Source organism: Streptomyces venetus (assembly GCF_039540295.1).
Classification (GTDB): domain Bacteria; phylum Actinomycetota; class Actinomycetes; order Streptomycetales; family Streptomycetaceae; genus Streptomyces; species Streptomyces venetus.
On record NZ_BAABET010000002.1, the window covers coordinates 908,007 to 930,226 of the forward strand.

Below are 22,220 nucleotides of genomic sequence, written 5' to 3' on the forward strand. Positions count from 1 at the left end.
TATCAGACCGCCCTCATCAGCAGGGTCGCGGCGACGATGAGGGCCGCACCCCCGAACATCGAGACCGCGTAGGAGCGGGCGAAGCCGTTCTGCAGCCTGCGCATCCGCCCGGAGAGGCCGCCGACCGAGGCCGCCGTGCCGTTGACGACGCCGTCGACCAGGGTGTGGTCGACGTAGACCAGGGACCGCGTCAGGTGCTCGCCGCCGCGGACCAGGACGACGTGGTTGAAGTCGTCCTGGAGCAGGTCGCGCCGGGCGGCCCGGGTGAGCAGCGAGCCGCGCGGGGCGACGGCCGGGACCGGGCGGCGGCCGTACTGGGCCCAGGCGAGGGCGACGCCGATGACCATGCACACGACGGTCGCGCCGGTGACCACGCCCGCGCTGATCGGCGAGTCCCCGTGGCTGTGCCCGGTGATGGGCTCCAGCCAGTGCACGAAGCGGTCGCCGATGCTGAAGAACGCACCGCCGAGGACGGACCCGACGGCCAGCACGATCATCGGGATCGTCATGATCTTGGGCGATTCGTGCGGGTGCGGAGGCGCGTACTCACCGCGGGTCTCCGCGGCGGGCTCCACGTCGGGCCGGGCCGGGGACGGGGTCGGGGCGTTGCGCCAGCGCTCCTCGCCGAAGAACGTCATCAGCATCACGCGCGTCATGTAGTACGCCGTGATGGCCGCGCCGAGGAGGGCGCAGGCGCCGAGGATCCAGCCCTCGGTGCCGCCCTTGGCGAACGCCGACTCGATGATCTTGTCCTTGGAGAAGAAGCCGGACAGGCCCGGGAAGCCGATGATGGCCAGGTAGCCGAGGCCGAAGGTGACGAAGGTGATCGGCATGTACTTCCGCAGGCCGCCGTACCTCCTCATGTCCACCTCGTCGTTCATGCCGTGCATGACCGAACCGGCGCCGAGGAACAGCCCGGCCTTGAAGAAGCCGTGCGTCACCAGGTGCATGATCGCGAAGACGTAGCCGATGGGGCCGAGGCCCGCGGCCAGCACCATGTAGCCGATCTGGGACATGGTCGAGCCGGCCAGTGCCTTCTTGATGTCGTCCTTGGCGCAACCGACGATCGCACCGAACAGGAGTGTGACCGCACCGACGATCGTGACGACCAGCTGCGCGTCCGGGGCACCGTTGAAGACGGCCGCGGAGCGGACGATCAGGTAGACACCCGCCGTCACCATGGTCGCGGCGTGGATCAGGGCCGAGACCGGGGTCGGGCCCTCCATCGCGTCCCCGAGCCAGGACTGCAGCGGCACCTGGGCGGACTTGCCGCAGGCGGCGAGCAGCAGCATCAGCGCGATGGCGGTCAGCTTGTCCTCACCGGCGGCACCGGCGAGCCCGGCCTCCGTGTGGCTGCCGAGCACCGGGCCGAAGGCGAAGGTGCCGAACCACAGGAACATCAGCATGATCGCGATGGACAGGCCCATGTCGCCGACGCGGTTGACCAGGAAGGCCTTCTTCGCGGCCGTGGCGGCGCTGGGCTTGTGCTGCCAGAAGCCGATCAGCAGGTAGGAGGCGAGACCGACGCCCTCCCAGCCGACGTACAGCAGCAGGTAGTTGTCGGCGAGGACGAGCAGCAGCATCGCCGCGAGGAACAGGTTCAGGTAGCCGAAGAAGCGGCGGCGCCGCTCGTCGTGCTCCATGTACCCGACGGAGTACAGGTGGATCAGCGATCCGACGCCCGTGATCAGCAGGACGAACGTCATGGACAGCTGGTCGAGCTGGAAGCCGACGTCCGCCTGGAAGCCCTCCACCGGGATCCAGCTCCACAGGTGCTGGCTCATCTCACGGTGCTCGGCGCCCTTGCCCAGCATGTCGGTGAAGAGCACGACGCCGAGGACGAAGGAGACGGCCGCGAGCAGCGTGCCGACCCAGTGGCCCACGGCGTCCAGCCGGCGTCCGCCGCACAGCAGGACCGCCGCTCCGAGCAGGGGCGCCGCCACCAGCAGCGCAATCAGGTTCTCCACGATTCTCCCGACCCCTTACAGCTTCATCAGGCTGGCGTCGTCGACCGAGGCCGAGTGGCGGGCACGGAACAGGGACACGATGATCGCGAGCCCGACCACGACCTCCGCGGCGGCGACGACCATCGTGAAGAAGGCGATGATCTGGCCGTCGAGGTTGCCGTGCATCCGGGAGAAGGCGACGAACGCGAGGTTGCAGGCGTTGAGCATGAGCTCGATGCACATGAACACGACGATCGCGTTGCGCCTGATCAGCACGCCGGTCGCGCCGATCGTGAACAACAGGGCCGCGAGATAGAGGTAGTTGACCGGGTTCATTTCGACGCCTCCTCGGGCCGCTTGAACGTGGCCGGCTCGATGGCCCTGCGCTCCAGGCGCTCCTCGGCACGCTGCTCCAGGGCCTTGAGGTCGTTGAGCGCCTCCTGCGACACGTCCCGGATCTGGCCCCGCTCGCGCAGCGTCTTGCTGACGGTGAGGTCGGACGGGGTGCCGTCGGGCAGCAGGCCCGCGATGTCGACCGCGTTGTGCCGGGCGTACACGCCGGGTGCCGGCAGCGGCGGCATGTACTTGCCCTCGCGGACGCGCTCCTCCGCGAGCTCCCGCTGTGTCTTGGCGCGCTCGGTGCGCTCGCGGTGGGTGAGCACCATGGCGCCGACGGCGGCCGTGATCAGCAGGGCGCCGGTGATCTCGAACGCGAAGACGTACCGGGTGAAGAGGAGGGCGGCGATGCCCTGCACGTTGCCGCCGGCGTTCGCCTGGCCGATGCCGTTGAACTCCTTGAGGGAGGCGTTGCCGATCCCGGCGAACAGCAGGATGCCGAAGCCCAGCCCGCACAGCAGGGCCAGCCAGCGCTGGCCCTTGATGGTCTCCTTCAGGGAGTCCGCCGCGGTGACGCCGACGAGCATCACCACGAACAGGAACAGCATCATGATCGCGCCGGTGTAGACGATGATCTGGACGACGCCCAGGAAGTAGGCGCCGTTGGCGAGGTAGAACACCGCCAGAATGATCATGGTCCCGGCGAGGCAGAGGGCGCTGTGCACGGCCCTCTTCAGGAGGATGGTGCCCAGGGCGCCGATCACCGCGACGGTGCCGAGGATCCAGAACTGGACGGCCTCTCCGGTGGAGGTGGAGTAGGCGGCGAGCTGGGTGGTCATCGGCCGATCACCTTCTCCGACGCCGGTTCGGTCCCGCCGAAGGTCGAGTCGGCCTCCTGCACGACCTCGCCCTTGGAGTGGGCGACCTGCTGCTCGGTGCCGGGCGCGGCCTCGGTGACCAGGCCGCGGTAGTAGTCCTGCTCGTCCATGCCCGGGTAGATGGCGTGGGGCGAGTCGACCATGCCCTCCTCCAGACCGGCGAGCAGCTGCTCCTTGGTGTAGATGAGGTTGGCCCGGCTGGAGTCGGCGAGCTCGAAGTCGTTCGTCATCGTGAGCGCGCGCGTGGGGCAGGCCTCGATGCACAGGCCGCACAGGATGCAGCGGGCGTAGTTGATCTGGTAGACGCGGCCGTACCGCTCGCCCGGCGAGTAGCGCTCCTCGTCGGTGTTGTCCGCGCCCTCCACGTAGATCGCGTCGGCGGGGCAGGCCCACGCGCACAGTTCGCAGCCGACGCACTTCTCCAGGCCGTCCGGATGGCGGTTGAGCTGGTGCCGTCCGTGGAAGCGCGGAGCCGTGGTCTTCTGCTGCTCGGGGTACTGCTCGGTCAGCCGCTTCTTGAACATGGCCTTGAAGGTCACGCCGAAGCCGGCCACCGGGTTCTGGAAACCGGGCTTGGTGTCCTTCGGTTCCTCAGCCATCGGACGCCTCCTTTCCATCCGTAGATCCGCCCAGAGATTCGTCACTCTGAGTATCGGGGCCACCACTGACAATCAGCTCCCGGTCCCGGCGCGAGGGGCGTCGCGGAACCGGCGGGAGCTCCTGTCCGGGCAGCGGCGGTACGGGGAATCCGCCCGCCATCGGGTCGAAGGCGGCCTGGCTCTCGGCCGGCTCGCCGTCCTGCTTCGACTTCTCGCGGAACATGTCCGCGACGAAGGAGAGCACCAGCAGGGCCAGCACGCCGCCGCCGACGTAGAGGGCGATGTCGCCGAAGTCGTAGCCCTCGTTGCGCAGGGCCCGCACGCTGGCGACGAGCATCAGCCACACCAGCGAGACCGGGATGAGGACCTTCCAGCCGAGCTTCATCAGCTGGTCGTAGCGCACGCGCGGCAGGGTGCCGCGGATCCAGATGAACATGAACAGCAGCAGCTGGACCTTGACCGTGAACCAGAGCATCGGCCACCAGCCGTGGTTCGCGCCCTCCCAGAAGGTGCTGATCGGCCACGGGGCCCGCCAGCCGCCGAGGAACAGCGTGGTGGCGACGGCCGAGACGGTCACCATGTTGACGTACTCGGCGAGCATGAACATCGCGAACTTGATCGACGAGTACTCGGTGTTGAAGCCGCCGACCAGGTCGCCCTCGGACTCCGGCATGTCGAAGGGTGCGCGGTTGGTCTCGCCGACCATCGTCACGATGTAGATGACGAAGGAGAGCGGCAGCAGGACGATGTACCAGCGGTCCTGCTGCTGTTCGACGATCGTCGACGTCGACATCGACCCCGAGTAGAGGAACACGGAGGCGAAGGCGGCGCCCATCGCGATCTCGTAGGAGATCATCTGCGCGCAGGACCGCAGGCCGCCCAGCAGCGGGTACGTCGAGCCGGAGCTCCAGCCCGCCAGCACGATGCCGTAGATGCCGACGGAGGCGACCGCGAGGATGTATAGCATCGCGATCGGCAGGTCGGTGAGCTGCATCGTGGTGCGCTGGCCGAAGATCGAGATCTCGTTGCCGGACGGGCCGAAGGGGATCACCGCGATCGCCATGAAGGCCGGGATGGCCGCGACGATCGGCGCGAGGACGTACACCACCTTGTCCGCGCGCTTGACGACGACGTCCTCCTTGAGCATCAGCTTGATGCCGTCGGCGAGCGACTGGAGCATGCCCCAGGGGCCGTGCCGGTTGGGGCCGATGCGCAGTTGCATCCAGGCGACGACCTTGCGCTCCATGACGATGGAGACCAGCACGGTCACCATCAGGAAGGCGAAGCAGAACACCGCCTTGATGACGACCAGCCACCAGGGGTCGGTGCCGAACACCGAGAGGTCTTCTGCGGCGAGGTACGGGCTCATGCCTCCACCTCCTTGGGGGCCTCGCCGGCGAGCGTCGCCGGGCCGATGCGGACGAGGGAGCCGGGCCGCGCCCCGGTGTCGGAGGCGACGCCGCCGCCGGTGGAGTTCAGCGGCAGCCACACCACCCGGTCCGGCATGTCGCTGATCTGGAGCGGGAGTGCCACGACCCCCTCGGGGCCGGTGACCGCGAGCAGGTCGCCGTCCTTGACGCCCGCCTCGGCGGCCGTCGCGGACGACACACGCGCGCGTGCGGCGTGCCTCGTCCCGGCGAGCGCCTCGTCACCCTGCTGGAGGAGGCCCTGGTCGAGCAGCAGCCGGTGCCCGGCGAGAACCGCCTCCCCGGCGGCCGGGCGGGGCAGCGCTCCCGCGGTCTCCAGGGGCTCGGTGGCCCGCGGGCCGTCCCAGGGGCCGAGCCGGTCGATCTCCGCGCGCACGGTGCGCAGATCGGGCAGCCCGAGGTGGACGTCCATGGCGTCGGCGAGCATCTGCAGCACGCGCGCGTCGCTGGGTGCGAGGCGGCGGGTCATCTGGTCGGGCTTGAGCGCGGCCTCGAAGAAGCGGACCCGGCCTTCCCAGTTGAGGAAGGTGCCGGCCTTCTCGGCGACCGCGGCGACCGGCAGGACGACGTCGGCCTTGCGGGTGATCTCGCCGGGCCGCAGTTCGAGCGAGACCAGGAAGCCGACCTCCTCGAGCGCGGCACGCGCGCGTGCCGGGTCGGGCAGGTCGGCCGTCTCCACGCCCGCCACCAGCAGCGCCTGGAGCTCTCCGGTCGCCGCGGCCTCGACGATCTGGCCGGTGTCACGGCCGTAGCGGTGCGGCAGTCCGGCGACGCCCCAGACGGCGGCGACCTCGTCACGCGCGCGCGGGTCGGTGGCCGGACGCCCGCCCGGCAGCAGTGACGGCAGCGCACCCGCCTCGATCGCGCCGCGCTCCCCGGCCCGGCGCGGGATCCACACCAGCCGCGCCCCGGTCGCGGAAGCGGTGCGCACGGCGGCGGTCAGGCCGCCGGCGACCGCCGCCAGCCGCTCGCCGACGACGAGCACGGCGCCCTCGGTGCGCAGCGCCTCGGCGGCGCGAGCTCCGTCGTCCTCCAGACCGACGCCGCTCGCGAGCGCGTCCAGCCACTCGGTCTCGGTGCCGGGAGCCGCCGGCAGCAGCGTGCCACCGGCCTTCTCCAGACCCCGGGTGGCGTGCGTGGCCAGCGAGAAGACCTTCTGTCCGTGCTTCCGCCAGGCCTTGCGGAGCCGCAGGAAGACGCCGGGCGCCTCCTCCTCCGCCTCGAACCCGACCAGCAGGACCGCGGGCGCCTTCTCCAGGGCGGTGTACGTGACGCCCGTGCCGTCGAGGTCGCGGCCGCGCCCGGCGACCTGGGCGGCGAGGAAGTCGGCCTCCTCGCTGCTGTGCACGCGCGCGCGGAAGTCGATGTCGTTGGTGTCGAGCGCCACGCGCGCGAACTTGCTGTACGCGTAGGCGTCCTCGATGGTGAGGCGGCCGCCGGTCAGGACACCGGTGCGGCCCCGGGAGGCCAGCAGCCCCTGGGCGGCGATCTGCAGCGCCTCCGGCCAGGAGGCCGGTTCCAGCTCACCTTCCGCGTTGCGCACCAGGGGCGTCTCGAGCCGGTCGCGCTGCTGCGCGTAACGGAACCCGAACCGTCCCTTGTCGCAGATCCACTCCTCGTTGACCTCGGGGTCGTTCGCCGCGAGCCGCCGCATGACCTTGCCGCGCCGGTGGTCGGTGCGGGTGGCGCAGCCGCCGGAGCAGTGCTCGCAGACCGACGGGGACGAGACGAGGTCGAAGGGGCGGGAGCGGAATCGGTACGCCGCCGAGGTCAGCGCTCCGACCGGGCAGATCTGGATGGTGTTGCCGGAGAAGTACGACTCGAAGGGGTCGCCCTCGCCGGTGCCGACCTGCTGGAGCGCGCCCCGCTCGACGAGTTCGATCATCGGGTCGCCGGCGACCTGGTTGGAGAACCGGGTGCAGCGGGCGCACAGCACGCACCGCTCGCGGTCGAGCAGCACCTGCGTGGAGATCGGGACGGGCTTCTCGTAGGTCCGCTTGCGGCCGTCGAAGCGGGACTCGGCGTCGCCGTGCGACATGGCCTGGTTCTGCAACGGGCACTCGCCGCCCTTGTCGCAGACCGGGCAGTCCAGCGGGTGGTTGATGAGCAGGAGCTCCATCACACCCTTCTGGGCCTTCTCCGCGACCGGCGAGGTGAGATGGGTCTTCACGACCATGCCGTCGGTGCAGGTGATGGTGCAGGAGGCCATGGGCTTGCGCTGGCCCTCGACCTCGACGATGCACTGGCGGCAGGCGCCGGCCGGGTCGAGCAGGGGGTGGTCGCAGAACCGGGGGATCTCGATGCCGAGCTGCTCGGCGGCCCGGATGACCAGGGTGCCCTTGGGCACGCTGATCTCCACGCCGTCGATCGTCAGCGACACGAGGTCCTCCGGCGGGACCGCCGCCTCTCCCCCACCGGAGGGAGAGCTGGTGGTCACGGTCATGCGTTCACCTCCGTGCGGTCGGCCCAGGCCGTCGACTTGGCCGGGTCGAAGGGGCAGCCCCGGCCCGTGATGTGCTGCTCGTACTCCTCGCGGAAGTACTTGAGCGAGGAGAAGATCGGCGAGGCCGCGCCGTCGCCGAGGGCGCAGAAGGACTTGCCGTTGATGTTGTCGGCGATGTCGTTCAACTTGTCGAGATCGGACATCTGTCCCTTGCCGGCCTCGATGTCGCGCAGCAGCTGCACGAGCCAGTAGGTCCCTTCGCGGCAGGGCGTGCACTTGCCGCAGGACTCGTGGGCGTAGAACTCGGTCCAGCGGGTGACGGCACGGACCACGCAGGTCGTCTCGTCGAAGCACTGGAGAGCTTTGGTGCCGAGCATGGAACCCGCGGCGCCCACTCCTTCGTAATCAAGAGGGACGTCGAGATGCTCGTCGGTGAACATCGGGGTCGAGGAGCCGCCCGGCGTCCAGAACTTCAGGCGGTGCCCGGGGCGCATCCCGCCGCTCATGTCGAGGAGCTGGCGGAGCGTGATCCCGAGCGGCGCCTCGTACTGGCCGGGGCTGGCGACGTGGCCGGACAGGGAGTAGAGGGTGAAGCCGGGCGACTTCTCGCTCCCCATCGACCGGAACCATTCCTTGCCCCGGTTCATGATCGCGGGAACCGACGCGATGGATTCGACGTTGTTCACCACAGTCGGGCACGCGTAGAGGCCCGCGACGGCAGGGAAGGGGGGACGAAGCCGCGGTTGGCCCCGGCGGCCTTCGAGCGAGTCCAGCAGTGCGGTCTCCTCACCGCAGATGTACGCGCCCGCCCCCGCGTGCACGGTGATGTCGAGGTCGAGTCCGCTGTCCAGGATGTTCTCGCCGAGGAAGCCCGCCTCGTAGGCCTCGCGCACGGCGGAGTGCAACCGCCGCAGTACGGGGACGACTTCACCCCGCAGATAGATGAAGGCGTGCGACGACCTGATGGCGTAACACGCGATGATCATGCCCTCGATGAGGCTGTGCGGGTTCGCGAAGAGGAGCGGGATGTCCTTGCACGTCCCGGGCTCCGACTCGTCGGCGTTGACAACCAGATAGTGCGGCTTTCCGTCCCCTTGCGGGATGAACTGCCACTTCATCCCGGTGGGGAACCCCGCGCCACCGCGCCCGCGCAGACCGGAGTCCTTGACGTACGCGATCAGGTCGTCCGGCGACATGGCGAGCGCCTTGCGCAGCCCCTCGTAGCCGTCGTGCCGCCGGTACACGTCCAGCGTCCAGGACCTGTCCTCGTCCCAGAAGGCCGACAGCACCGGTGCGAGCAGCTTCTCGGGGCTCATGTCTTTCAGCTCGGGTGCCAAGGTCATCACTCCCCCTCCTCGGCGGCAGGCCCGGCCGGGTGGGCAGGGTCGGAGGCCGACGTGTCCTGCGGCGCGTCGTGCGAGCTCAAGTGCTCCGTCGGTGACGGGTCGTGCGGGGCCCCGGTGCGGGCCGCCTCACCGCGCGGATGCACCACGCGCGCGGAGGCTCCCTCCCCCTTGGCGAGCTTCAGGCCGACCAGGGAAGCGGGTCCCGCGCTCCCCCCGGACTCCACGGCCCCGTCGCGCTCGTCGGGGAAACCGGCGAGGACCCGGGCGGTCTCCTTGAAGGTGCACAGGGGCGCCCCGCGGGTGGGCGTGACCGGCCGTCCGGCGCGCAGGTCGTCGACGAGGCGCCTGGCGCTCGACGGGGTCTGGTTGTCGAAGAACTCCCAGTTGACCATCACGACCGGCGCGAAGTCGCAGGCCGCGTTGCACTCGATGTGCTCCAGGGTGACCTTGCCGTCGTCGGTGGTCTCGCCGTTGCCGACCCCGAGGTGTTCCTGGAGCTCCTCGAAGATCGCGTCCCCGCCCATGACGGCGCACAGGGTGTTGGTGCACACCCCGACCTGGTAGTCACCGCTCGGGCGGCGCCGGTACATGGTGTAGAAGGTGGCGACCGCGGTGACCTCGGCCGTGGTGAGGCCGAGCATCTCCGCGCAGAACCGCATGCCGGTGCGGGTCACGTGCCCTTCTTCGGCCTGCACGAGGTGCAGCAGCGGCAGGAGGGCGGACCGGGAGTCCGGGTAGCGGGCGATGATCTCGCGCGCGTCGGTCTCCAGCCGGGCCCGTACGTCGTCCGGGTAGGCGGGTGCGGGCAGTTCGGGCATGCCCAGGCTGACGCCCCGCTCGGAGGATGAGGTGGTCACCGGTCGACGCCTCCCATCACGGGGTCGATGGACGCGACGGCGACGATGACGTCGGCGACCTGGCCGCCCTCGCACATCGCCGCCATGGCCTGAAGGTTGGTGAAGGACGGGTCGCGGAAGTGGACCCGGTAGGGGCGGGTGCCGCCGTCGGACACGACGTGCACCCCGAGTTCGCCCTTGGGCGACTCGACCGCCGCGTACGCCTGTCCCGGCGGGACGCGGAAGCCCTCGGTGACCAGCTTGAAGTGGTGGATCAGGGCCTCCATGGAGGTGCCCATGATCTTCTTGATGTGGTCGAGGGAGTTGCCGAGGCCGTCGGGGCCGAGGGCCAGCTGGGCCGGCCAGGCGATCTTCTTGTCGGCGACCATGACCGGGCCGGGCTGGAGCCGGTCCAGGCACTGCTCGACGATCCTGAGCGACTGGCGCATCTCCTCCAGCCGGATCAGGAAGCGGCCGTAGGAGTCGCAGGTGTCGGCGGTCGGGATCTCGAAGTCGTACGTCTCGTAGCCGCAGTACGGCTGCGTCTTGCGCAGGTCGTGCGGCAGGCCGGTGGAGCGCAGGATCGGGCCGGTCGCGCCGAGGGCCATGCAGCCGGCCAGGTCCAGGTAGCCCACGTCCTGCATGCGGGCCTTGAAGATGGGGTTCCCGGTGGCGAGCTTGTCGTACTCCGGGAGGTTCCTCTTCATCTTCTTCACGAACTCGCGGATCTGGTCCACCGCGCCGGGCGGCAGGTCCTGGGCGAGTCCGCCGGGGCGGATGTACGCGTGGTTCATCCGCAGGCCGGTGATCAGCTCGTAGATGTCGAGAATGAGTTCACGATCACGGAATCCGTAGATCATGATCGTGGTGGCGCCGAGTTCCATGCCGCCGGTGGCGATGCAGACCAGGTGCGAGGACAGCCGGTTCAGCTCCATCAGGAGCACCCGGATGATCGAGGCCCGGTCCGGGATCTGGTCCTCGATGCCGAGGAGCTTCTCGACGCCGAGGCAGTACGCCGTCTCGTTGAAGAACGGCGTCAGGTAGTCCATGCGCGTCACGAACGTCGTGCCCTGCGTCCAGGTCCGGTACTCGAGGTTCTTCTCGATGCCGGTGTGCAGGTAGCCGATGCCGCAGCGGGCCTCGGTGACGGTCTCGCCCTCGATCTCCAGGATCAGGCGGAGCACGCCGTGCGTGGACGGGTGCTGCGGGCCCATGTTGACGACGATGCGCTCGTCGTCGGCGCGGGCCGCGGACTCGACGACCTCGTCCCAGTCACCGCCGGTGACGGTGTAGACGGTGCCCTCGGTGGTCTCACGAGGGGAGGCGTGGGAAGTGCTCATGAGTACGACCTCCGCTGGTCCGGAGCCGGGATCTGGGCGCCCTTGTACTCGACGGGGATGCCGCCGAGGGGGTAGTCCTTGCGCTGCGGGAAGCCCTGCCAGTCGTCCGGCATCATGATCCGCGTCAGGGCCGGGTGACCGTCGAAGACGATGCCGAAGAAGTCGTACGTCTCGCGCTCGTGCCAGTCGTTCGTCGGGTAGACGGAGAACAGCGACGGGATGTGCGGGTCGCTGTCGGGGGCGCTGACCTCCAGGCGGATCAGCCTGTTGTGGGTGATCGAGCGCAGGTGGTAGACGGCGTGCAGCTCGCGGCCCTTGTCACTCGGGTAGTGGACGCCGCTGACGCCGGTGCACAGCTCGAAGCGCAGGGCCGGGTCGTCGCGCAGGGTGCGGGCGACGAGGAGCAGGTGCTCACGCTCGATGTGGAAGGTCAGCTCGTCGCGGTCGACGACCGTCTTCTCGATGGCGTTGCCGGGGAGCAGGCCCTGTTCCTCCAGGGCGCCCTCCAGCTCGTCGGCGACCTCGTCGAAGTATCCATATGCGCCTCCGGCGCGCGGGCCGCCGTAGGGGCGGGTCGCCGGTCCCGGGAGCCGGACCGAGCGGACCAGGCCGCCGTAGCCGGAGGTATCGCCGCCGTTGTTCGCGCCGAACATGCCGCGCTGGACGCGGATCTCCTCGCCGCCCTCGCCGCGCTGGCCGGGGAGGTTGGAGGCCGACAGGTCCTTCTCGGGGTTCGGGCCGTTGGTGCCGTTCGCGTCGCTCATCGCAGCAGCCCCTTCATCTCGATCGTGGGCAGGGCCTTGAGCGCCGCCTCCTCCGCCTCGCGGGCCGCCTCCTCGGCGTTCACGCCGAGCTTGGAGGACTGGATCTTCTGGTGGAGCTTGAGGATGGCGTCCATGAGCATCTCGGGCCGTGGCGGGCAGCCCGGGAGGTAGATGTCGACCGGGACGATGTGGTCGACGCCCTGGACGATCGCGTAGTTGTTGAACATGCCGCCCGAGGAGGCGCAGACCCCCATGGAGATCACCCACTTGGGGTTCGGCATCTGGTCGTAGACCTGCCGCAGCACCGGCGCCATCTTCTGGCTCACCCGGCCCGCGACGATCATCAGGTCGGCCTGGCGCGGCGATCCCCGGAAGACCTCCATGCCGAAGCGCGCCAGGTCGTAGCGCCCGGCGCCGGTGGTCATCATCTCGATGGCGCAGCAGGCGAGGCCGAACGTGGCGGGGAAGACGGACGACTTGCGCACCCAGCCCGCGGCCTGCTCGACGGTGGTCAGCAGGAAGCCGCTCGGCAGCTTTTCTTCGAGTCCCATGACTTGTGGCCCCTCAGTCCCATTCCAGGCCGCCGCGCCGCCATACGTACGCGTACGCGACGAAGACGGTGAGCACGAAGAGCAGCATCTCCACGAGCCCGAAAATCCCCAGGGCGTCGAAGGTGACGGCCCAGGGATAGAGGAAGACGATCTCGATGTCGAAGACGATGAAGAGCATCGCCGTCAGGTAGTACTTGATGGGGAAGCGCCCGCCGCCGGCCGGCGTGGGGGTCGGCTCGATACCGCACTCGTAGGCCTCGAGCTTGGCCCGGTTGTACCGCTTGGGCCCGATCAACGTGGCCATGACCACGGAGAAGATCGCAAAGCCTGCCCCGAGGGCTCCCAGTACGAGGATGGGCGCATAAGCGTTCACCGCTCCTCGCTCCTCTCAGTCGGCACTGACTGCTGGCGGTTTGCATCGGGCTCACTTCCGCCCCACCAGTCCCGCGAACCCCGCCCGCCCCGGCGAAGATCGGGAACATGTGAAGCAGGTCACAAGCCCAACCGCGTGCATCTTATGCCCGACGCTCTGTGATCTGCGACACGGGGTATTGCACAAGCTTTGTGATCTCTGCCACCTGACGATCGATCATGAAGTCGGATGAGCGGTGATCTTCACACGCGAAGCGTCCGAGTGATCACCAGAGGTGACATTTTGGCCCGTCGTCGCAGGCCGGAGGGCGCGTCTCAATATCAAGAGAGTTCCCTTGCATGCAAATTGGAGATGGACTCGATCTCTTGATAGAGGCGCGTTCACACATCAGGGGGCACACGGGGCGGGGTGTGGACACGTGCACGCGTTCACGATCTTCGCGAGCCCGTGATCCGGTCGTGATCTACGGCGCGCGACGCGTTCGCTCCGGCGACCGTTCCGTGACCTCCGTCACACGCATGAGAGGTTCATGAGAACGGGGCTTGGCCAATCAACCCAACCGGTGGTAGGTGCGGGGCAATTCGGGCGTATTGATCAAAGACCGTGATCACAGCCCCGTAACGGAGCGCCCGCAATGTCCGTTACGGCGTCAATAAAGAGCCCCGAGCGGGGGTTTTGGGGTCCTGTTTGAACAACTGTGGCGCAGCACACGTTTCTTGAAGATATGAAGGAGCCCCTGGTACCGGTTGTTCCCATGTCCCACACCGCTCACATACGCAGCCACCGGAAACCCCGCCGCAGCGCGACCTCTTCGATCGCCCTGCGCGCCGGCGTTGCCGGTGGCGTTCTCAGCATGGCAGCGGCGGGTGCGTCGGCCTCGGCGAACGCCGCCGAGCCGGTGACGCAGACCATCGAACTGCCCACCCTGACGGCCGACCTGTCGGCTCAGGTCGCCCAGTCCGCCGCCGCCACCCAGCAGGCGGCCGCGAACTACGAACTGCGCGCCGAGCGTGACGCAGCCGCCGCCAAGGCCGCCGCGGAGGCCAAGAAGGACCTCGCCGAGGCGAAGAAGAAGGCGGAGGCCAAGAAGAAGGCCGCCGAGGCCGCCCGCAAGGCCGCCGCCGAGCGCGCCACGCGCAGCTCCGAGCGCGCCACGCTCTCCGCCTCCACGTCCGCGTCCGCCTCCACGTCGGTGTCGGCGCCCTCCAGCGGCAGCGTCGCGACCGTCGTCGCGTTCCTCAAGGCCCAGGTGGGCGACGCCTACGTCATGGGCGCCACCGGTCCCAACGCCTGGGACTGCTCCTCCCTCGTGCAGGCCGCGTACAAGCAGGTTGGTGTGGACCTGCCGCGCGTCTCGCAGGACCAGTCGATGGCCGGCACGGACGTCCCGCTGTCCAGCGTCCAGGTCGGCGACATCCTCTACTGGGGCGGCAAGGGCTCCGCGTACCACGTGGGTGTCTACATCGGGAACGGCCAGTACCTGGACGCGGCCAACCCGTCCAAGGGCGTCGTCATCCAGGATCTGTCGGGCTACCCGGCGTCGGGCGCGGTGCGCGTCCTCTGACGTCACGCGTACGGGCTTGAGGGCCGCTGCCGCTACGGGGGCAGCGGCCCTCCCGTCGTGTCCGCCCCCCCCTTCCTGCCGTCCTCGCGGCCGTCTCCCGGCCTTTCGGGGCCGACGGGTGCCCGGGGACGAGCCGATCCGTCGCGCAGGGCCCAGACGGCCTTCTGGCCCCTTCCGGGGACGGCCGGTGTGGCCGGACTCCTCCTGGGACGGCCACCCGGGTTCTGTTGTGATGAGTGCCGGTCACTCACACCGGACACCCGAGGAGAGCAGAATGCCCAGCGTCTTCGTGCAAGGACGGCCCGTCGACTCCTACCCCCGGCATGCGCCCGAGGCCCGGCACGGCAAGGTCCGGCGGATCACCGAGGCCGGTGAGGAGGTCCTGCACAAGCCGTGCCGGGACGTCACCGAGTTCGGCCCGGACCTCGCCGCGCTCATCGACGACATGTTCCTGACGATGTACATCGCGGACGGAGCCGGGCTCGCCGCGAACCAGGTCGGGGTAGATCTGCGGCTGTTCGTCTACGACTGCCCGGACGACGACGGGGTGCGGCACGTCGGGCACGTCGTCAACCCGGTCCTGGAACCGCTCGACGCCTCGCGCAGGAGGCTTCTCGACGACTCGGAGGGCTGCCTCTCCGTCCCCGGCGCCGTGATGGACGTACCGCGCCCGGACCGGGCCGTCGTCCATGGGTTCGACAGGGACGGCGAACCGCTCGTCATAGAGGGCACCGGCTACTTCGCGCGCTGCCTGGCGCACGAGACCGACCATGTGAACGGCCAGGTGTACCTGGACCGGCTGTCCGGGCGGGAACGCAAGGAGGCTCTGCGGCAGATGGCGGACCGGCGCGACGAGGTGCTCGCGCGCCGGGCCGCCCGCATCGGGGCGCTCAGCGCCTGAGAGACCCGGAGTCTGGTCAGGCCTTCGGCGCCACCTTGCTCAGGCCGTTGATGATGCGGTCCATCGCGTCGCCGCCGGTCGGGTCGGTGAGGTTCGCGAGGAGCTTCAGCGTGAACTTCATCAGCAGGGGGTGCGTGAGACCGCGCTGCGTGGCGATCTGCATGACCTTCGGGTTGCCGATGAGCTTCACGAAGGCGCGGCCGAGCGTGTAGTAGCCGCCGTAGGTGTCCTTGAGCACGCGCGGGTAGCGCTGGAGGGCCAGCTCGCGGCCGGCCGGTGTCGACCGCGCGTGGGCCTGGACGATGACGTCGGCGGCGATCTGGCCGGACTCCATGGCGTAGGCGATGCCCTCGCCGTTGAAGGGGTTCACCAGGCCGCCGGCGTCGCCGACCAGCAACAGCCCCTTCGTGTAGTGAGGCTGGCGGTTGAAGGCCATGGGCAGGGCGGCGCCGCGGATGGGGCCGGTCATGTTGTCGGGGGTGTAGCCCCAGTCCTCCGGCATGGACGCGCACCAGGCCTTCAGGACCTCGCGCCAGTCCAGTTCCTTGAAGGAGTCGGAGGTGTTGAGCACGCCCAGGCCGACGTTGGAGGTGCCGTCGCCCATGCCGAAGATCCAGCCGTAGCCGGGCAGCAGACGGTCCTCGGGGCCGCGGCGGTCCCACAGTTCGAGCCAGGACTCCAGGTAGTCGTCCTCGTGCCGCGGGCTGGTGAAGTACGTCCGCACCGCGACACCCATCGGGCGGTCCTCGCGGCGGTGCAGGCCCATCGCGAGGGACAGCCGGGTGGAGTTGCCGTCGGCGGCCACGACGAGCGGCGCGTGGAAGGTGACCTCGCGCTTGTCCTCGCCGAGCTTGGCGTGCACGCCGGTGATGCGGCCCGTGCGGTCGTCGACGACCGGCGCGCCCACGTTGCAGCGCTCGTACAGCCGGGCGCCCGCCTTCTGGGCCTGCCGGGCGAGCTGCTCGTCGAAGTCGTCGCGCTTGCGGACGAGGCCGTAGTCGGGGAAGGAGGCGAGATCCGGCCAGTCGAGCTGGAGCCGCACCCCGCCGCCGATGATCCTGAGGCCCTTGTTGCGCAGCCAGCCGGCCTCTTCCGAGATGTCGATGCCCATGGCCACCAACTGCTTGACGGCACGCGGGGTGAGGCCGTCGCCGCAGACCTTCTCGCGCGGGAACGCGGTCTTCTCCAGGAGGAGGACGTCGAGTCCCGCCTTGGCGAGGTGGTAGGCGGTGGTGGAGCCGGCCGGCCCCGCGCCCACGACGATCACGTCGGCGGTGTTCTCGGAGAGGGGCTCGGTCACGTCGGTCACGGCGGGATCTCCCCAAGGTTCGAAATCTGGTGCCGACCGGCACTGGACATGGGCAGTCTATGCAGCAGCACTCGTCACCCGGCTGAAGGGCTGCCTCCGTGAACCGAGCTCTCCCCGCTGTACGGCTCCGTGTCCCCACCCACGAGGACGCGTTCGACTGGCACCGGATCTTCGACGACCCGGAGGTCATGGAGTTCCACGGCGGCAGGTCCGCCGAGCTGTCGGTCTACGAGGAACTCACCGCCCGTCAGCGGCGGCACGACGCGGAGCTCGGCTTCTGCCTGTGGACCGTGCTCGACGGCTCCGGACAGGTCATCGGCTTCACCGGGGCCCAGCCCTGGGAGCGGAGCTGGGGCCCGGCGGGCGAGATCGAGATCGGCTGGCGGCTCGGCCGGGAGCACTGGGGCAAGGGGTACGTCACCGCCGCCGCGCGGCAGACTCTGGAGCGGATGCGGGGTGCCGGCGTACCGGGCGTGGTGGCGATGATCGACGCCCGCAACACCCGGTCCGTGGCGGTCGCACAGCGGCTGGGCATGCGCCTGGCCGAGACGTTCACGACGCCGGCCTCGGAGCGGACGGGACACTGCTACCGCCTCGACCTCCAGCGACCGTCCGCTGACGCTGCGTAGTCGACTGTCACAGAAAGACACATGTCGCTTCCGGCCGGTCCGGAGCCGGAGTTACCCTTCCAGTACCGCTGGGGGTGACATCTGTGCAGATATCCCGCAATACACCCGAAGTGCATGTACCGCGTCTGGTCGGCCTGATGGCCGTGGACGCGAGGGAGACGGCCCGGGCGCAAGGCCTGTTCCTCAACGCACCGGACCGGCCGGACTTCCATCTCGCCGTCGTCGACTACGTCGTCCGCCAGTACCCGCACCCCGGGGCCGCGGTGCCGCGCGACTCGATGGTCTACGTGTGGTTCGACTTCGGCCCCGGCGAGGGCGGCGGGGGCGTGCACGAGCCGCGGATCCCCCGACCGCCCCGGGGCGGACTCCAGCGAGAGCTGGACGAGCCGTACATGGTCCCCAGCTCGCCGTGAGGGCCCGCGGGGGTCAGCTCTCCTTGAAGCCCCGGTGCAGGGCGACGATCCCGCCGCTCAGGTTGCGCCAGGCCACCCGCGACCAGCCGGCCTTGCCCAGCCGCTCCGCGAGCGCGGGCTGGTCGGGCCAGGCGCGGATGGACTCGGCGAGGTAGACGTAGGCGTCGGGGTTGGAGGACACGGCCCGGGCGACCGGCGGCAGGGCGCGCATCAGGTACTCGGTGTAGACGGTGCGGAAGGGCGCCCAGGTCGGGTGCGAGAACTCGCAGATCACGATCCGCCCGCCGGGCCGGGTCACCCGCTGCATCTCGCGCAGGGCGGCGTCCGTGTCCTGCACGTTGCGCAGCCCGAAGGAGATGGTGACGGCGTCGAAGGTGCCGTCCTTGAAGGGCAGCCGCGTCGCGTCGCCTGCGGTGTAGGGCAGCCAGGGCTGCCGCTGCTTGCCGACCTGGAGCATGCCCTGGGAGAAGTCGCAGGGGACGACGTAGGCGCCGGTCCGGGCGAAGGGCAGCGAGGAGGTGCCCGTGCCCGCCGCCAGGTCGAGGATCTTCTGCGCGGGGCGCGCGTCGACCGCCTTGGCGACCTCCTTGCGCCATCGCCGGTCCTGGCCGAGGGACAGCACGTCGTTGGTCAGGTCGTACCGTTCCGCCACGTCGTCGAACATCGAGGCGACTTCGTGCGGCTGCTTGTCCAGGGATGCGCGGGTCACGGGCCCATTCTTGCAGTACGGCCTCAGGGCAGGAGCCTCGGCTTCCTCCGTGCCGCCACGTCCTCCACCCACCCGCACAGCAGCACGAACAGCGCGATCAGCACCCAGCCCACGCCGAACAGGAACCACTGGCTGTCCAGCGGCAGATACGTCTCGAAGGCGGGCACCTTCCAGAACTGGTCGATCAGCGGCACGGCGAGGACCAGCGCGATCTCGTGCCAGAGGTAGATCGTGACGGCCCGGGCGTTGAACACGGTCACGAGCCGGTCCGGCCCCCGGAAGCGGGCGAGCCCCGCGAAGTCGGTCCGGAAGCGGGCCTTGGCGTACATCAGCAGCGTCACGAACCCCGCCGACCAGAACGCCTGCGCGAGCGGGTTCTCGTCGAGGTCGTACGTGCCGTACTCGGCCTGGTGCGCGAGGGCGTACCAGCCGCCGTACGCCAGGGCGCCCAGCGCGAGCGGGACCAGCGCGGCGGGCTTCAGCCGGGCGAGGACGCCGTCGTGGTGCGCGAAGCCGAGGAGCCAGCAGCACAGGAACGTCGCCAGGTCCGTGAGCGCGCTGCCGAAGCGGCCGTCCGGCGGCTGCCAGGCGTAGGTGAGGGCGACGACCGGGGCGAGGGACGCCAGCAGGACCGGGACCGGCGCGAGCCGGAACGCCCTCAGCAGGAGCGGGGAGAGCAGCACGAACCACAGGTACGTCCGCAGGTACCAGAGGATCTCCCAGGCCTGCTCGCCCCACGCGCTGCCCGGCGGGTCGCCGAGCGGCACCACCCAGTAGACGATCTGCCATCCCGGCATCCAGCCGCGCACCAGCATCGCGCCGACGACGAACACGCCCCAGAACCAGAAGGGCGGCAGCAGCCGGCGGACACGGCTCCTGATCACCGTGGGCGCGGGGCGCTCCAGCGATCTCGCCATCAGGGTGCCGGCCAGGCCGAACATCACCCCCATGGAGGGGAAGACCAGCCCGGCCCAGGCCCACCCGAAGGTGTGATAGGCGACGACTCGGACGAGGGCGACCGCGCGGAGCGTGTCGAAGTAGCGGTCGCGGGTCGCCGGCGCCTGACGGGGCGGGTCCGCGACCGCGACCGCGACCCTGCTGTGCGCCCCCATCAGCTCGCCCCCGCCGGGGTGCCGACCTCGCCGGTCCGCTTCAGCTTCTGCCAGCGCAGCCGGCCGCCGGTGAGGGCGGTGACGCAGGAGTGGATGAGGACGAGGTACATCATCTGCCGGTAGGCCAGCTGCTGGAGCGGCATCATCAGCAGGTAGCGGTACTTCTCGCGGTCCAGGCGGAAGGCGTAGGCCGCGCACAGGAGCTGGACGCCGAGCACCGCGCACCAGGCGAGCAGGGCGGCCTTCAGGTCGATGAAGATCATCGAGTAGAGGGTGAACACGTCGATGAGCGGCGCGAAGACCGGCGTGACGATCTGGAACAGCACCACCAGCGGCATGCCGACCCGTCCGAAGCGCCCCGAAGGCCCCTTGTCCGTGAGGGACTTGCGGTGTTTCCACAGCGCCTGCATGGTGCCGTAGGACCAGCGGTAGCGCTGGGACCACAGCTGCCCCAGCGAACCCGGCGCCTCGGTCCACGCGCGCGCGTGCTCCTGGTAGACGACCCGCCACCCGGCCCGGTGCATGGCGATGGTGATGTCGGTGTCCTCGGCGAGGGTGTCCTCGCTCATGCCGCCGACCTGGAGCACGGCCTCGCGGCGGAACGCGCCGATCGCGCCCGGGATGGTGGGCATGCAGCGCAGCAGGTCGTACATGCGCCGGTCGAGGTTGAAGCCCATCACGTACTCGATGTGCTGCCAGGCGCCGATGACGGTGGTGCGGTTGCCGACCTTGGCGTTGCCCGCGACGGCGCCGACCTCCGGGTCGGCGAAGGGCTGGACGAGCTGCCCCACGGTGTCCGGCTCGAAGACGGTGTCGCCGTCCATCATCACGACGATGTCGTGGGCGGCGTGCCGCACCCCGTTGTTGAGCGCGGCCGGCTTGCCCGCGTTGGCCTGGCGGATCACCCGCACGTTCGGCATGCCCAGCGACTCGGCGATGTCCGCCGTGCCGTCCGTCGAGCCGTCGTCCACGACGATGATCTCGATCGGGTGCGTGCTCCGCGCCAGCGAGTCGAGGGTGTTGGCGATGCACTCCTTCTCGTTGTACGCCGGGACGATCACGCTCACCGGCCGGGTGACCGTCGGCCCCCAGCTGAAGCGGCGCCTGTTGCGATGCCGGTAGTGGCGGCGGGCGAGCACGAGCATCATCCCGAAGCGGCCCATGACGGCCGCGCCGACCACCAGGAGGCCGACGGAGAGCACCGGCACCGCCCACTCGGCGACGGCGACGGCGGCGACCAGGGCCTTGCCCTCGTAGAGGAGGGCGCCGGTGGCCTCGCGGTGGGCGGCCTGGAGGCGGGTCCCCCCGGCCTGAGGCACTCCGGCCGGGGCCTGTCGCTGTTGTTGTTGCTGCTGCTGTCGCTCTTGCTGTTGCTGTTGCTGTTGGACGCCGCTGATCGTGGTGAAGGTGTACCCCTTCGCCCGCATCTTCTCGATGTACTCCGGCAGCGCGGCGATCGTCTGCGCACGCTCCCCGCCCGCGTCGTGGAAGAGGACCGAGGCCCCCTCGTTCTTCTTCGGCGTCGCCCACTGGACGATCTTCGAGACGCCCGGCCGCTTCCAGTCGTCACTGTCGGTGTCGACGAAGACGCTGGTGTAGCCGTCCTGGCCGAGCTTCTTGTAGACGGGCCAGCTGTAGTTGTCGATGGCGTCGGTCTCCGAGGAGTACGGCGCCCGGAACAGGGTGGTCGTGATGCCGGCCGCGCCCGCCAGCGCCAGCTGCGTCTGCTCCATCTCGCGCCGGACGCGGGCGTCGCTCTGGTACGACAGGTCGACGTGCGTGAAGGTGTGGATCCCCACCTCCTCGCCCTGCTCGACCATGTCCCGCACGATCCCCGGGTACCGCGACACCATCGAGCCGACCAGGAAGAACGTGGCGGGCACGTCGTACTTCTCGAGGATCGCCAGGACCTGGGGCGTCCAGGTCGGGTTGGGGCCGTCGTCGAAGGTGAGCGCGATGGTCTTGTCCGGGACGGAGACGGTGGTGGCCTGTCCGCCGCGGAAGGTGAGGATCGGCCCGCCGTCCAGGACGTCGTCGGGGACGTCGCTGGAGCCGGCCCCGGTGCGCACCCGCTGGTCGCCGCCGACCTCGGCGCGCAGATAGCCGTCGAGCAGCATCACGCAGACCAGTGCGAGCAGGAGCAGCAGGGCGAGGATGACGCGCGGTTTCTGCAGCGCGGCGGCCTTGCCGGCGGCCCGCTCCATCCGGGACGGGGCGCGGCGGCGGCCGCGCGAGGGGGTGGTCGTGGCCATCGGACGGCCCCCGCTCAGTCGGCGACCGCGACGGCGGAGGCCGAGGCGGAAGCGGACGGGGCCGTGGCGTCGGCGGGGGCGGACGGGGTCGCGGTGCGACCGGCGGGGCCGTCTCCGGCGACCTGGGGCGGGGCGGACGGGACGCCGCTCGGCGGGGCGCCGCCCGGGCCGCCGGGGCCCCCGCCCTGCGGCCGGCCGCCCACGGGACCGGCGCCCGCGAACGGAAGCAACTGCGAAGGCGTCAGCGAGGTCCCCCACCCCATGAAGGCCGCGCCGAGCACGGCCGCGTAGCCGACGCAGACGGCCCCCAGCAGGAGGCCGCACCGGCGCAGCAGCCTGGCGCGGCGTCCGGAGTTGTCAACGAACACGGGCCCTTCGGCGGATCCGTTGCCGCGTTTGCGGCGGCGACCGCGCGTGGGGCGGCTTTCGATGGCAGGCTCGGAATGCATTCCCCGGACATTAGGATGCCTTTATGTGCTCTAAACTCGGGTT

At 70.0% G+C, this 22,220-nt stretch carries 21 protein-coding genes; 4 read left to right on the top strand and 17 right to left on the bottom strand.

Annotated elements, in window-relative coordinates:
• Positions 1-2: 2 nt before the first annotated feature.
• From nuoL to ABEA82_RS09130, 12 genes are read right to left on the bottom strand one after another with little or no spacing between them, the layout of a single operon-like run.
• Complete coding sequence (gene nuoL / locus ABEA82_RS09075; protein ID WP_345660832.1) at positions 3-1,967, bottom strand: NADH-quinone oxidoreductase subunit L; 1,965 nt, start codon at positions 1,965-1,967, stop codon at positions 3-5.
• Positions 1,968-1,982: 15 nt separating this feature from the next.
• The gene (gene nuoK, locus ABEA82_RS09080) at positions 1,983-2,282 is read right to left on the bottom strand and encodes an NADH-quinone oxidoreductase subunit NuoK (RefSeq protein WP_003992252.1); all 300 of its coding nucleotides are present in this window, start codon (positions 2,280-2,282) and stop codon (positions 1,983-1,985) included.
• A complete protein-coding gene (locus tag ABEA82_RS09085; RefSeq protein ID WP_345660833.1) occupies positions 2,279-3,121 on the bottom strand; it encodes an NADH-quinone oxidoreductase subunit J in 843 nt (280 codons plus the stop codon). The genes nuoK and ABEA82_RS09085 overlap by 4 nt, the downstream gene beginning before the upstream one ends.
• Positions 3,118-3,759, bottom strand: coding sequence for an NADH-quinone oxidoreductase subunit NuoI (gene nuoI, locus ABEA82_RS09090; protein ID WP_039933457.1), 642 nt, complete (start codon positions 3,757-3,759; stop codon positions 3,118-3,120). The genes ABEA82_RS09085 and nuoI overlap by 4 nt, the downstream gene beginning before the upstream one ends.
• Positions 3,752-5,128: an NADH-quinone oxidoreductase subunit NuoH gene (gene nuoH / locus ABEA82_RS09095; protein WP_345660834.1), complete on the bottom strand. Its 1,377-nt coding sequence runs from the start codon at positions 5,126-5,128 to the stop codon at positions 3,752-3,754. The genes nuoI and nuoH overlap by 8 nt, the downstream gene beginning before the upstream one ends.
• Positions 5,125-7,629, bottom strand: a complete 2,505-nt coding sequence (locus ABEA82_RS09100) for an NADH-quinone oxidoreductase subunit G (RefSeq protein ID WP_345660835.1) — start codon at positions 7,627-7,629, stop codon at positions 5,125-5,127. Before ABEA82_RS09100 ends, nuoH begins: the two co-directional genes overlap by 4 nt.
• Entirely contained in the window at positions 7,626-8,972 is a 1,347-nt protein-coding gene (gene nuoF / locus ABEA82_RS09105; RefSeq protein ID WP_423651881.1) for an NADH-quinone oxidoreductase subunit NuoF, read from the bottom strand. Before nuoF ends, ABEA82_RS09100 begins: the two co-directional genes overlap by 4 nt.
• Positions 8,972-9,832, bottom strand: a complete 861-nt coding sequence (nuoE, locus tag ABEA82_RS09110) for an NADH-quinone oxidoreductase subunit NuoE (protein WP_345660837.1) — start codon at positions 9,830-9,832, stop codon at positions 8,972-8,974. The genes nuoF and nuoE overlap by 1 nt, the downstream gene beginning before the upstream one ends.
• Positions 9,829-11,151, bottom strand: a complete 1,323-nt coding sequence (locus ABEA82_RS09115) for an NADH-quinone oxidoreductase subunit D (protein WP_345660838.1) — start codon at positions 11,149-11,151, stop codon at positions 9,829-9,831. Before ABEA82_RS09115 ends, nuoE begins: the two co-directional genes overlap by 4 nt.
• A complete protein-coding gene (locus ABEA82_RS09120; RefSeq protein ID WP_345660839.1) occupies positions 11,148-11,915 on the bottom strand; it encodes an NADH-quinone oxidoreductase subunit C in 768 nt (255 codons plus the stop codon). The genes ABEA82_RS09115 and ABEA82_RS09120 overlap by 4 nt, the downstream gene beginning before the upstream one ends.
• Entirely contained in the window at positions 11,912-12,466 is a 555-nt protein-coding gene (locus ABEA82_RS09125) for a NuoB/complex I 20 kDa subunit family protein (protein ID WP_018528252.1), read from the bottom strand. The genes ABEA82_RS09120 and ABEA82_RS09125 overlap by 4 nt, the downstream gene beginning before the upstream one ends.
• Before the next feature lie 13 nt (positions 12,467-12,479).
• Positions 12,480-12,839: an NADH-quinone oxidoreductase subunit A gene (locus ABEA82_RS09130; protein ID WP_003992243.1), complete on the bottom strand. Its 360-nt coding sequence runs from the start codon at positions 12,837-12,839 to the stop codon at positions 12,480-12,482.
• Positions 12,840-13,563: 724 nt separating this feature from the next.
• Here ABEA82_RS09130 and ABEA82_RS09135 point away from each other — a divergent pair.
• On the top strand, positions 13,564-14,403 hold the full coding sequence (locus ABEA82_RS09135) for a C40 family peptidase (protein WP_345660841.1): 840 nt from the start codon (positions 13,564-13,566) through the stop codon (positions 14,401-14,403).
• Between the two features lie 274 nt (positions 14,404-14,677).
• The gene (gene def / locus ABEA82_RS09140) at positions 14,678-15,304 is read left to right on the top strand and encodes a peptide deformylase (RefSeq protein ID WP_345660842.1); all 627 of its coding nucleotides are present in this window, start codon (positions 14,678-14,680) and stop codon (positions 15,302-15,304) included.
• 16 nt (positions 15,305-15,320) lie between these two features.
• Here def and ABEA82_RS09145 read toward each other — a convergent pair whose 3' ends face one another.
• Positions 15,321-16,613 carry a geranylgeranyl reductase family protein gene (locus ABEA82_RS09145; protein ID WP_345660843.1) on the bottom strand — a complete coding sequence of 431 codons (1,293 nt, stop codon included), beginning with the start codon at positions 16,611-16,613 and terminating at the stop codon, positions 15,321-15,323.
• A gap of 98 nt (positions 16,614-16,711) precedes the next feature.
• On the opposite strand from ABEA82_RS09145, the gene ABEA82_RS09150 reads away from it, so the two are divergent.
• Both ABEA82_RS09150 and ABEA82_RS09155 read left to right on the top strand, forming a co-directional pair.
• The gene (locus ABEA82_RS09150) at positions 16,712-17,242 is read left to right on the top strand and encodes a GNAT family N-acetyltransferase (RefSeq protein ID WP_345660844.1); all 531 of its coding nucleotides are present in this window, start codon (positions 16,712-16,714) and stop codon (positions 17,240-17,242) included.
• 110 nt (positions 17,243-17,352) lie between these two features.
• Entirely contained in the window at positions 17,353-17,655 is a 303-nt protein-coding gene (locus ABEA82_RS09155) for a PASTA domain-containing protein (protein WP_345660845.1), read from the top strand.
• 13 nt (positions 17,656-17,668) lie between these two features.
• On the opposite strand, the gene ABEA82_RS09160 is transcribed toward ABEA82_RS09155, so the two are convergent.
• Genes ABEA82_RS09160 through ABEA82_RS09175 form a run of 4 tightly spaced genes read right to left on the bottom strand, consistent with a single transcriptional unit; the run spans position 17,669 to position 22,177 of the window.
• Positions 17,669-18,364 carry a demethylmenaquinone methyltransferase gene (locus ABEA82_RS09160; RefSeq protein WP_345660846.1) on the bottom strand — a complete coding sequence of 232 codons (696 nt, stop codon included), beginning with the start codon at positions 18,362-18,364 and terminating at the stop codon, positions 17,669-17,671.
• 23 nt (positions 18,365-18,387) lie between these two features.
• Positions 18,388-19,476 carry an acyltransferase family protein gene (locus ABEA82_RS09165; protein WP_345660847.1) on the bottom strand — a complete coding sequence of 363 codons (1,089 nt, stop codon included), beginning with the start codon at positions 19,474-19,476 and terminating at the stop codon, positions 18,388-18,390.
• Entirely contained in the window at positions 19,476-21,728 is a 2,253-nt protein-coding gene (locus ABEA82_RS09170) for a bifunctional polysaccharide deacetylase/glycosyltransferase family 2 protein (RefSeq protein ID WP_345660848.1), read from the bottom strand. The genes ABEA82_RS09165 and ABEA82_RS09170 overlap by 1 nt, the downstream gene beginning before the upstream one ends.
• Positions 21,729-21,742: 14 nt before the next feature.
• Positions 21,743-22,177 (bottom strand): hypothetical protein, encoded by a 435-nt coding sequence (locus tag ABEA82_RS09175; protein WP_345660849.1) that lies wholly within the window; start codon positions 22,175-22,177, stop codon positions 21,743-21,745.
• Positions 22,178-22,220 lie beyond the last annotated feature (43 nt).

What these genes read in the sequence shown, in the direction of transcription:
- def (WP_345660842.1), top strand. Translation starts at nt 14,678, where the DNA reads ATGCCCAGCGTCTTCGTGCAAGGACGGCCCGTCGACTCCTACCCCCGG.
- ABEA82_RS09085 (WP_345660833.1), bottom strand. Translation starts at nt 3,121, where the DNA reads ATGACCACCCAGCTCGCCGCCTACTCCACCTCCACCGGAGAGGCCGTC.
- ABEA82_RS09165 (WP_345660847.1), bottom strand. Translation starts at nt 19,476, where the DNA reads ATGGGGGCGCACAGCAGGGTCGCGGTCGCGGTCGCGGACCCGCCCCGT.
- ABEA82_RS09135 (WP_345660841.1), top strand. Translation starts at nt 13,564, where the DNA reads ATGAAGGAGCCCCTGGTACCGGTTGTTCCCATGTCCCACACCGCTCAC.
- ABEA82_RS09115 (WP_345660838.1), bottom strand. Translation starts at nt 11,151, where the DNA reads ATGAGCACTTCCCACGCCTCCCCTCGTGAGACCACCGAGGGCACCGTC.
- ABEA82_RS09120 (WP_345660839.1), bottom strand. Translation starts at nt 11,915, where the DNA reads ATGAGCGACGCGAACGGCACCAACGGCCCGAACCCCGAGAAGGACCTG.
- ABEA82_RS09170 (WP_345660848.1), bottom strand. Translation starts at nt 21,728, where the DNA reads ATGGCCACGACCACCCCCTCGCGCGGCCGCCGCCGCGCCCCGTCCCGG.
- nuoK (WP_003992252.1), bottom strand. Translation starts at nt 2,282, where the DNA reads ATGAACCCGGTCAACTACCTCTATCTCGCGGCCCTGTTGTTCACGATC.
- ABEA82_RS09175 (WP_345660849.1), bottom strand. Translation starts at nt 22,177, where the DNA reads ATGCATTCCGAGCCTGCCATCGAAAGCCGCCCCACGCGCGGTCGCCGC.
- ABEA82_RS09125 (WP_018528252.1), bottom strand. Translation starts at nt 12,466, where the DNA reads ATGGGACTCGAAGAAAAGCTGCCGAGCGGCTTCCTGCTGACCACCGTC.
- nuoH (WP_345660834.1), bottom strand. Translation starts at nt 5,128, where the DNA reads ATGAGCCCGTACCTCGCCGCAGAAGACCTCTCGGTGTTCGGCACCGAC.
- nuoF (WP_423651881.1), bottom strand. Translation starts at nt 8,972, where the DNA reads ATGACCTTGGCACCCGAGCTGAAAGACATGAGCCCCGAGAAGCTGCTC.
- nuoI (WP_039933457.1), bottom strand. Translation starts at nt 3,759, where the DNA reads ATGGCTGAGGAACCGAAGGACACCAAGCCCGGTTTCCAGAACCCGGTG.
- ABEA82_RS09100 (WP_345660835.1), bottom strand. Translation starts at nt 7,629, where the DNA reads ATGACCGTGACCACCAGCTCTCCCTCCGGTGGGGGAGAGGCGGCGGTC.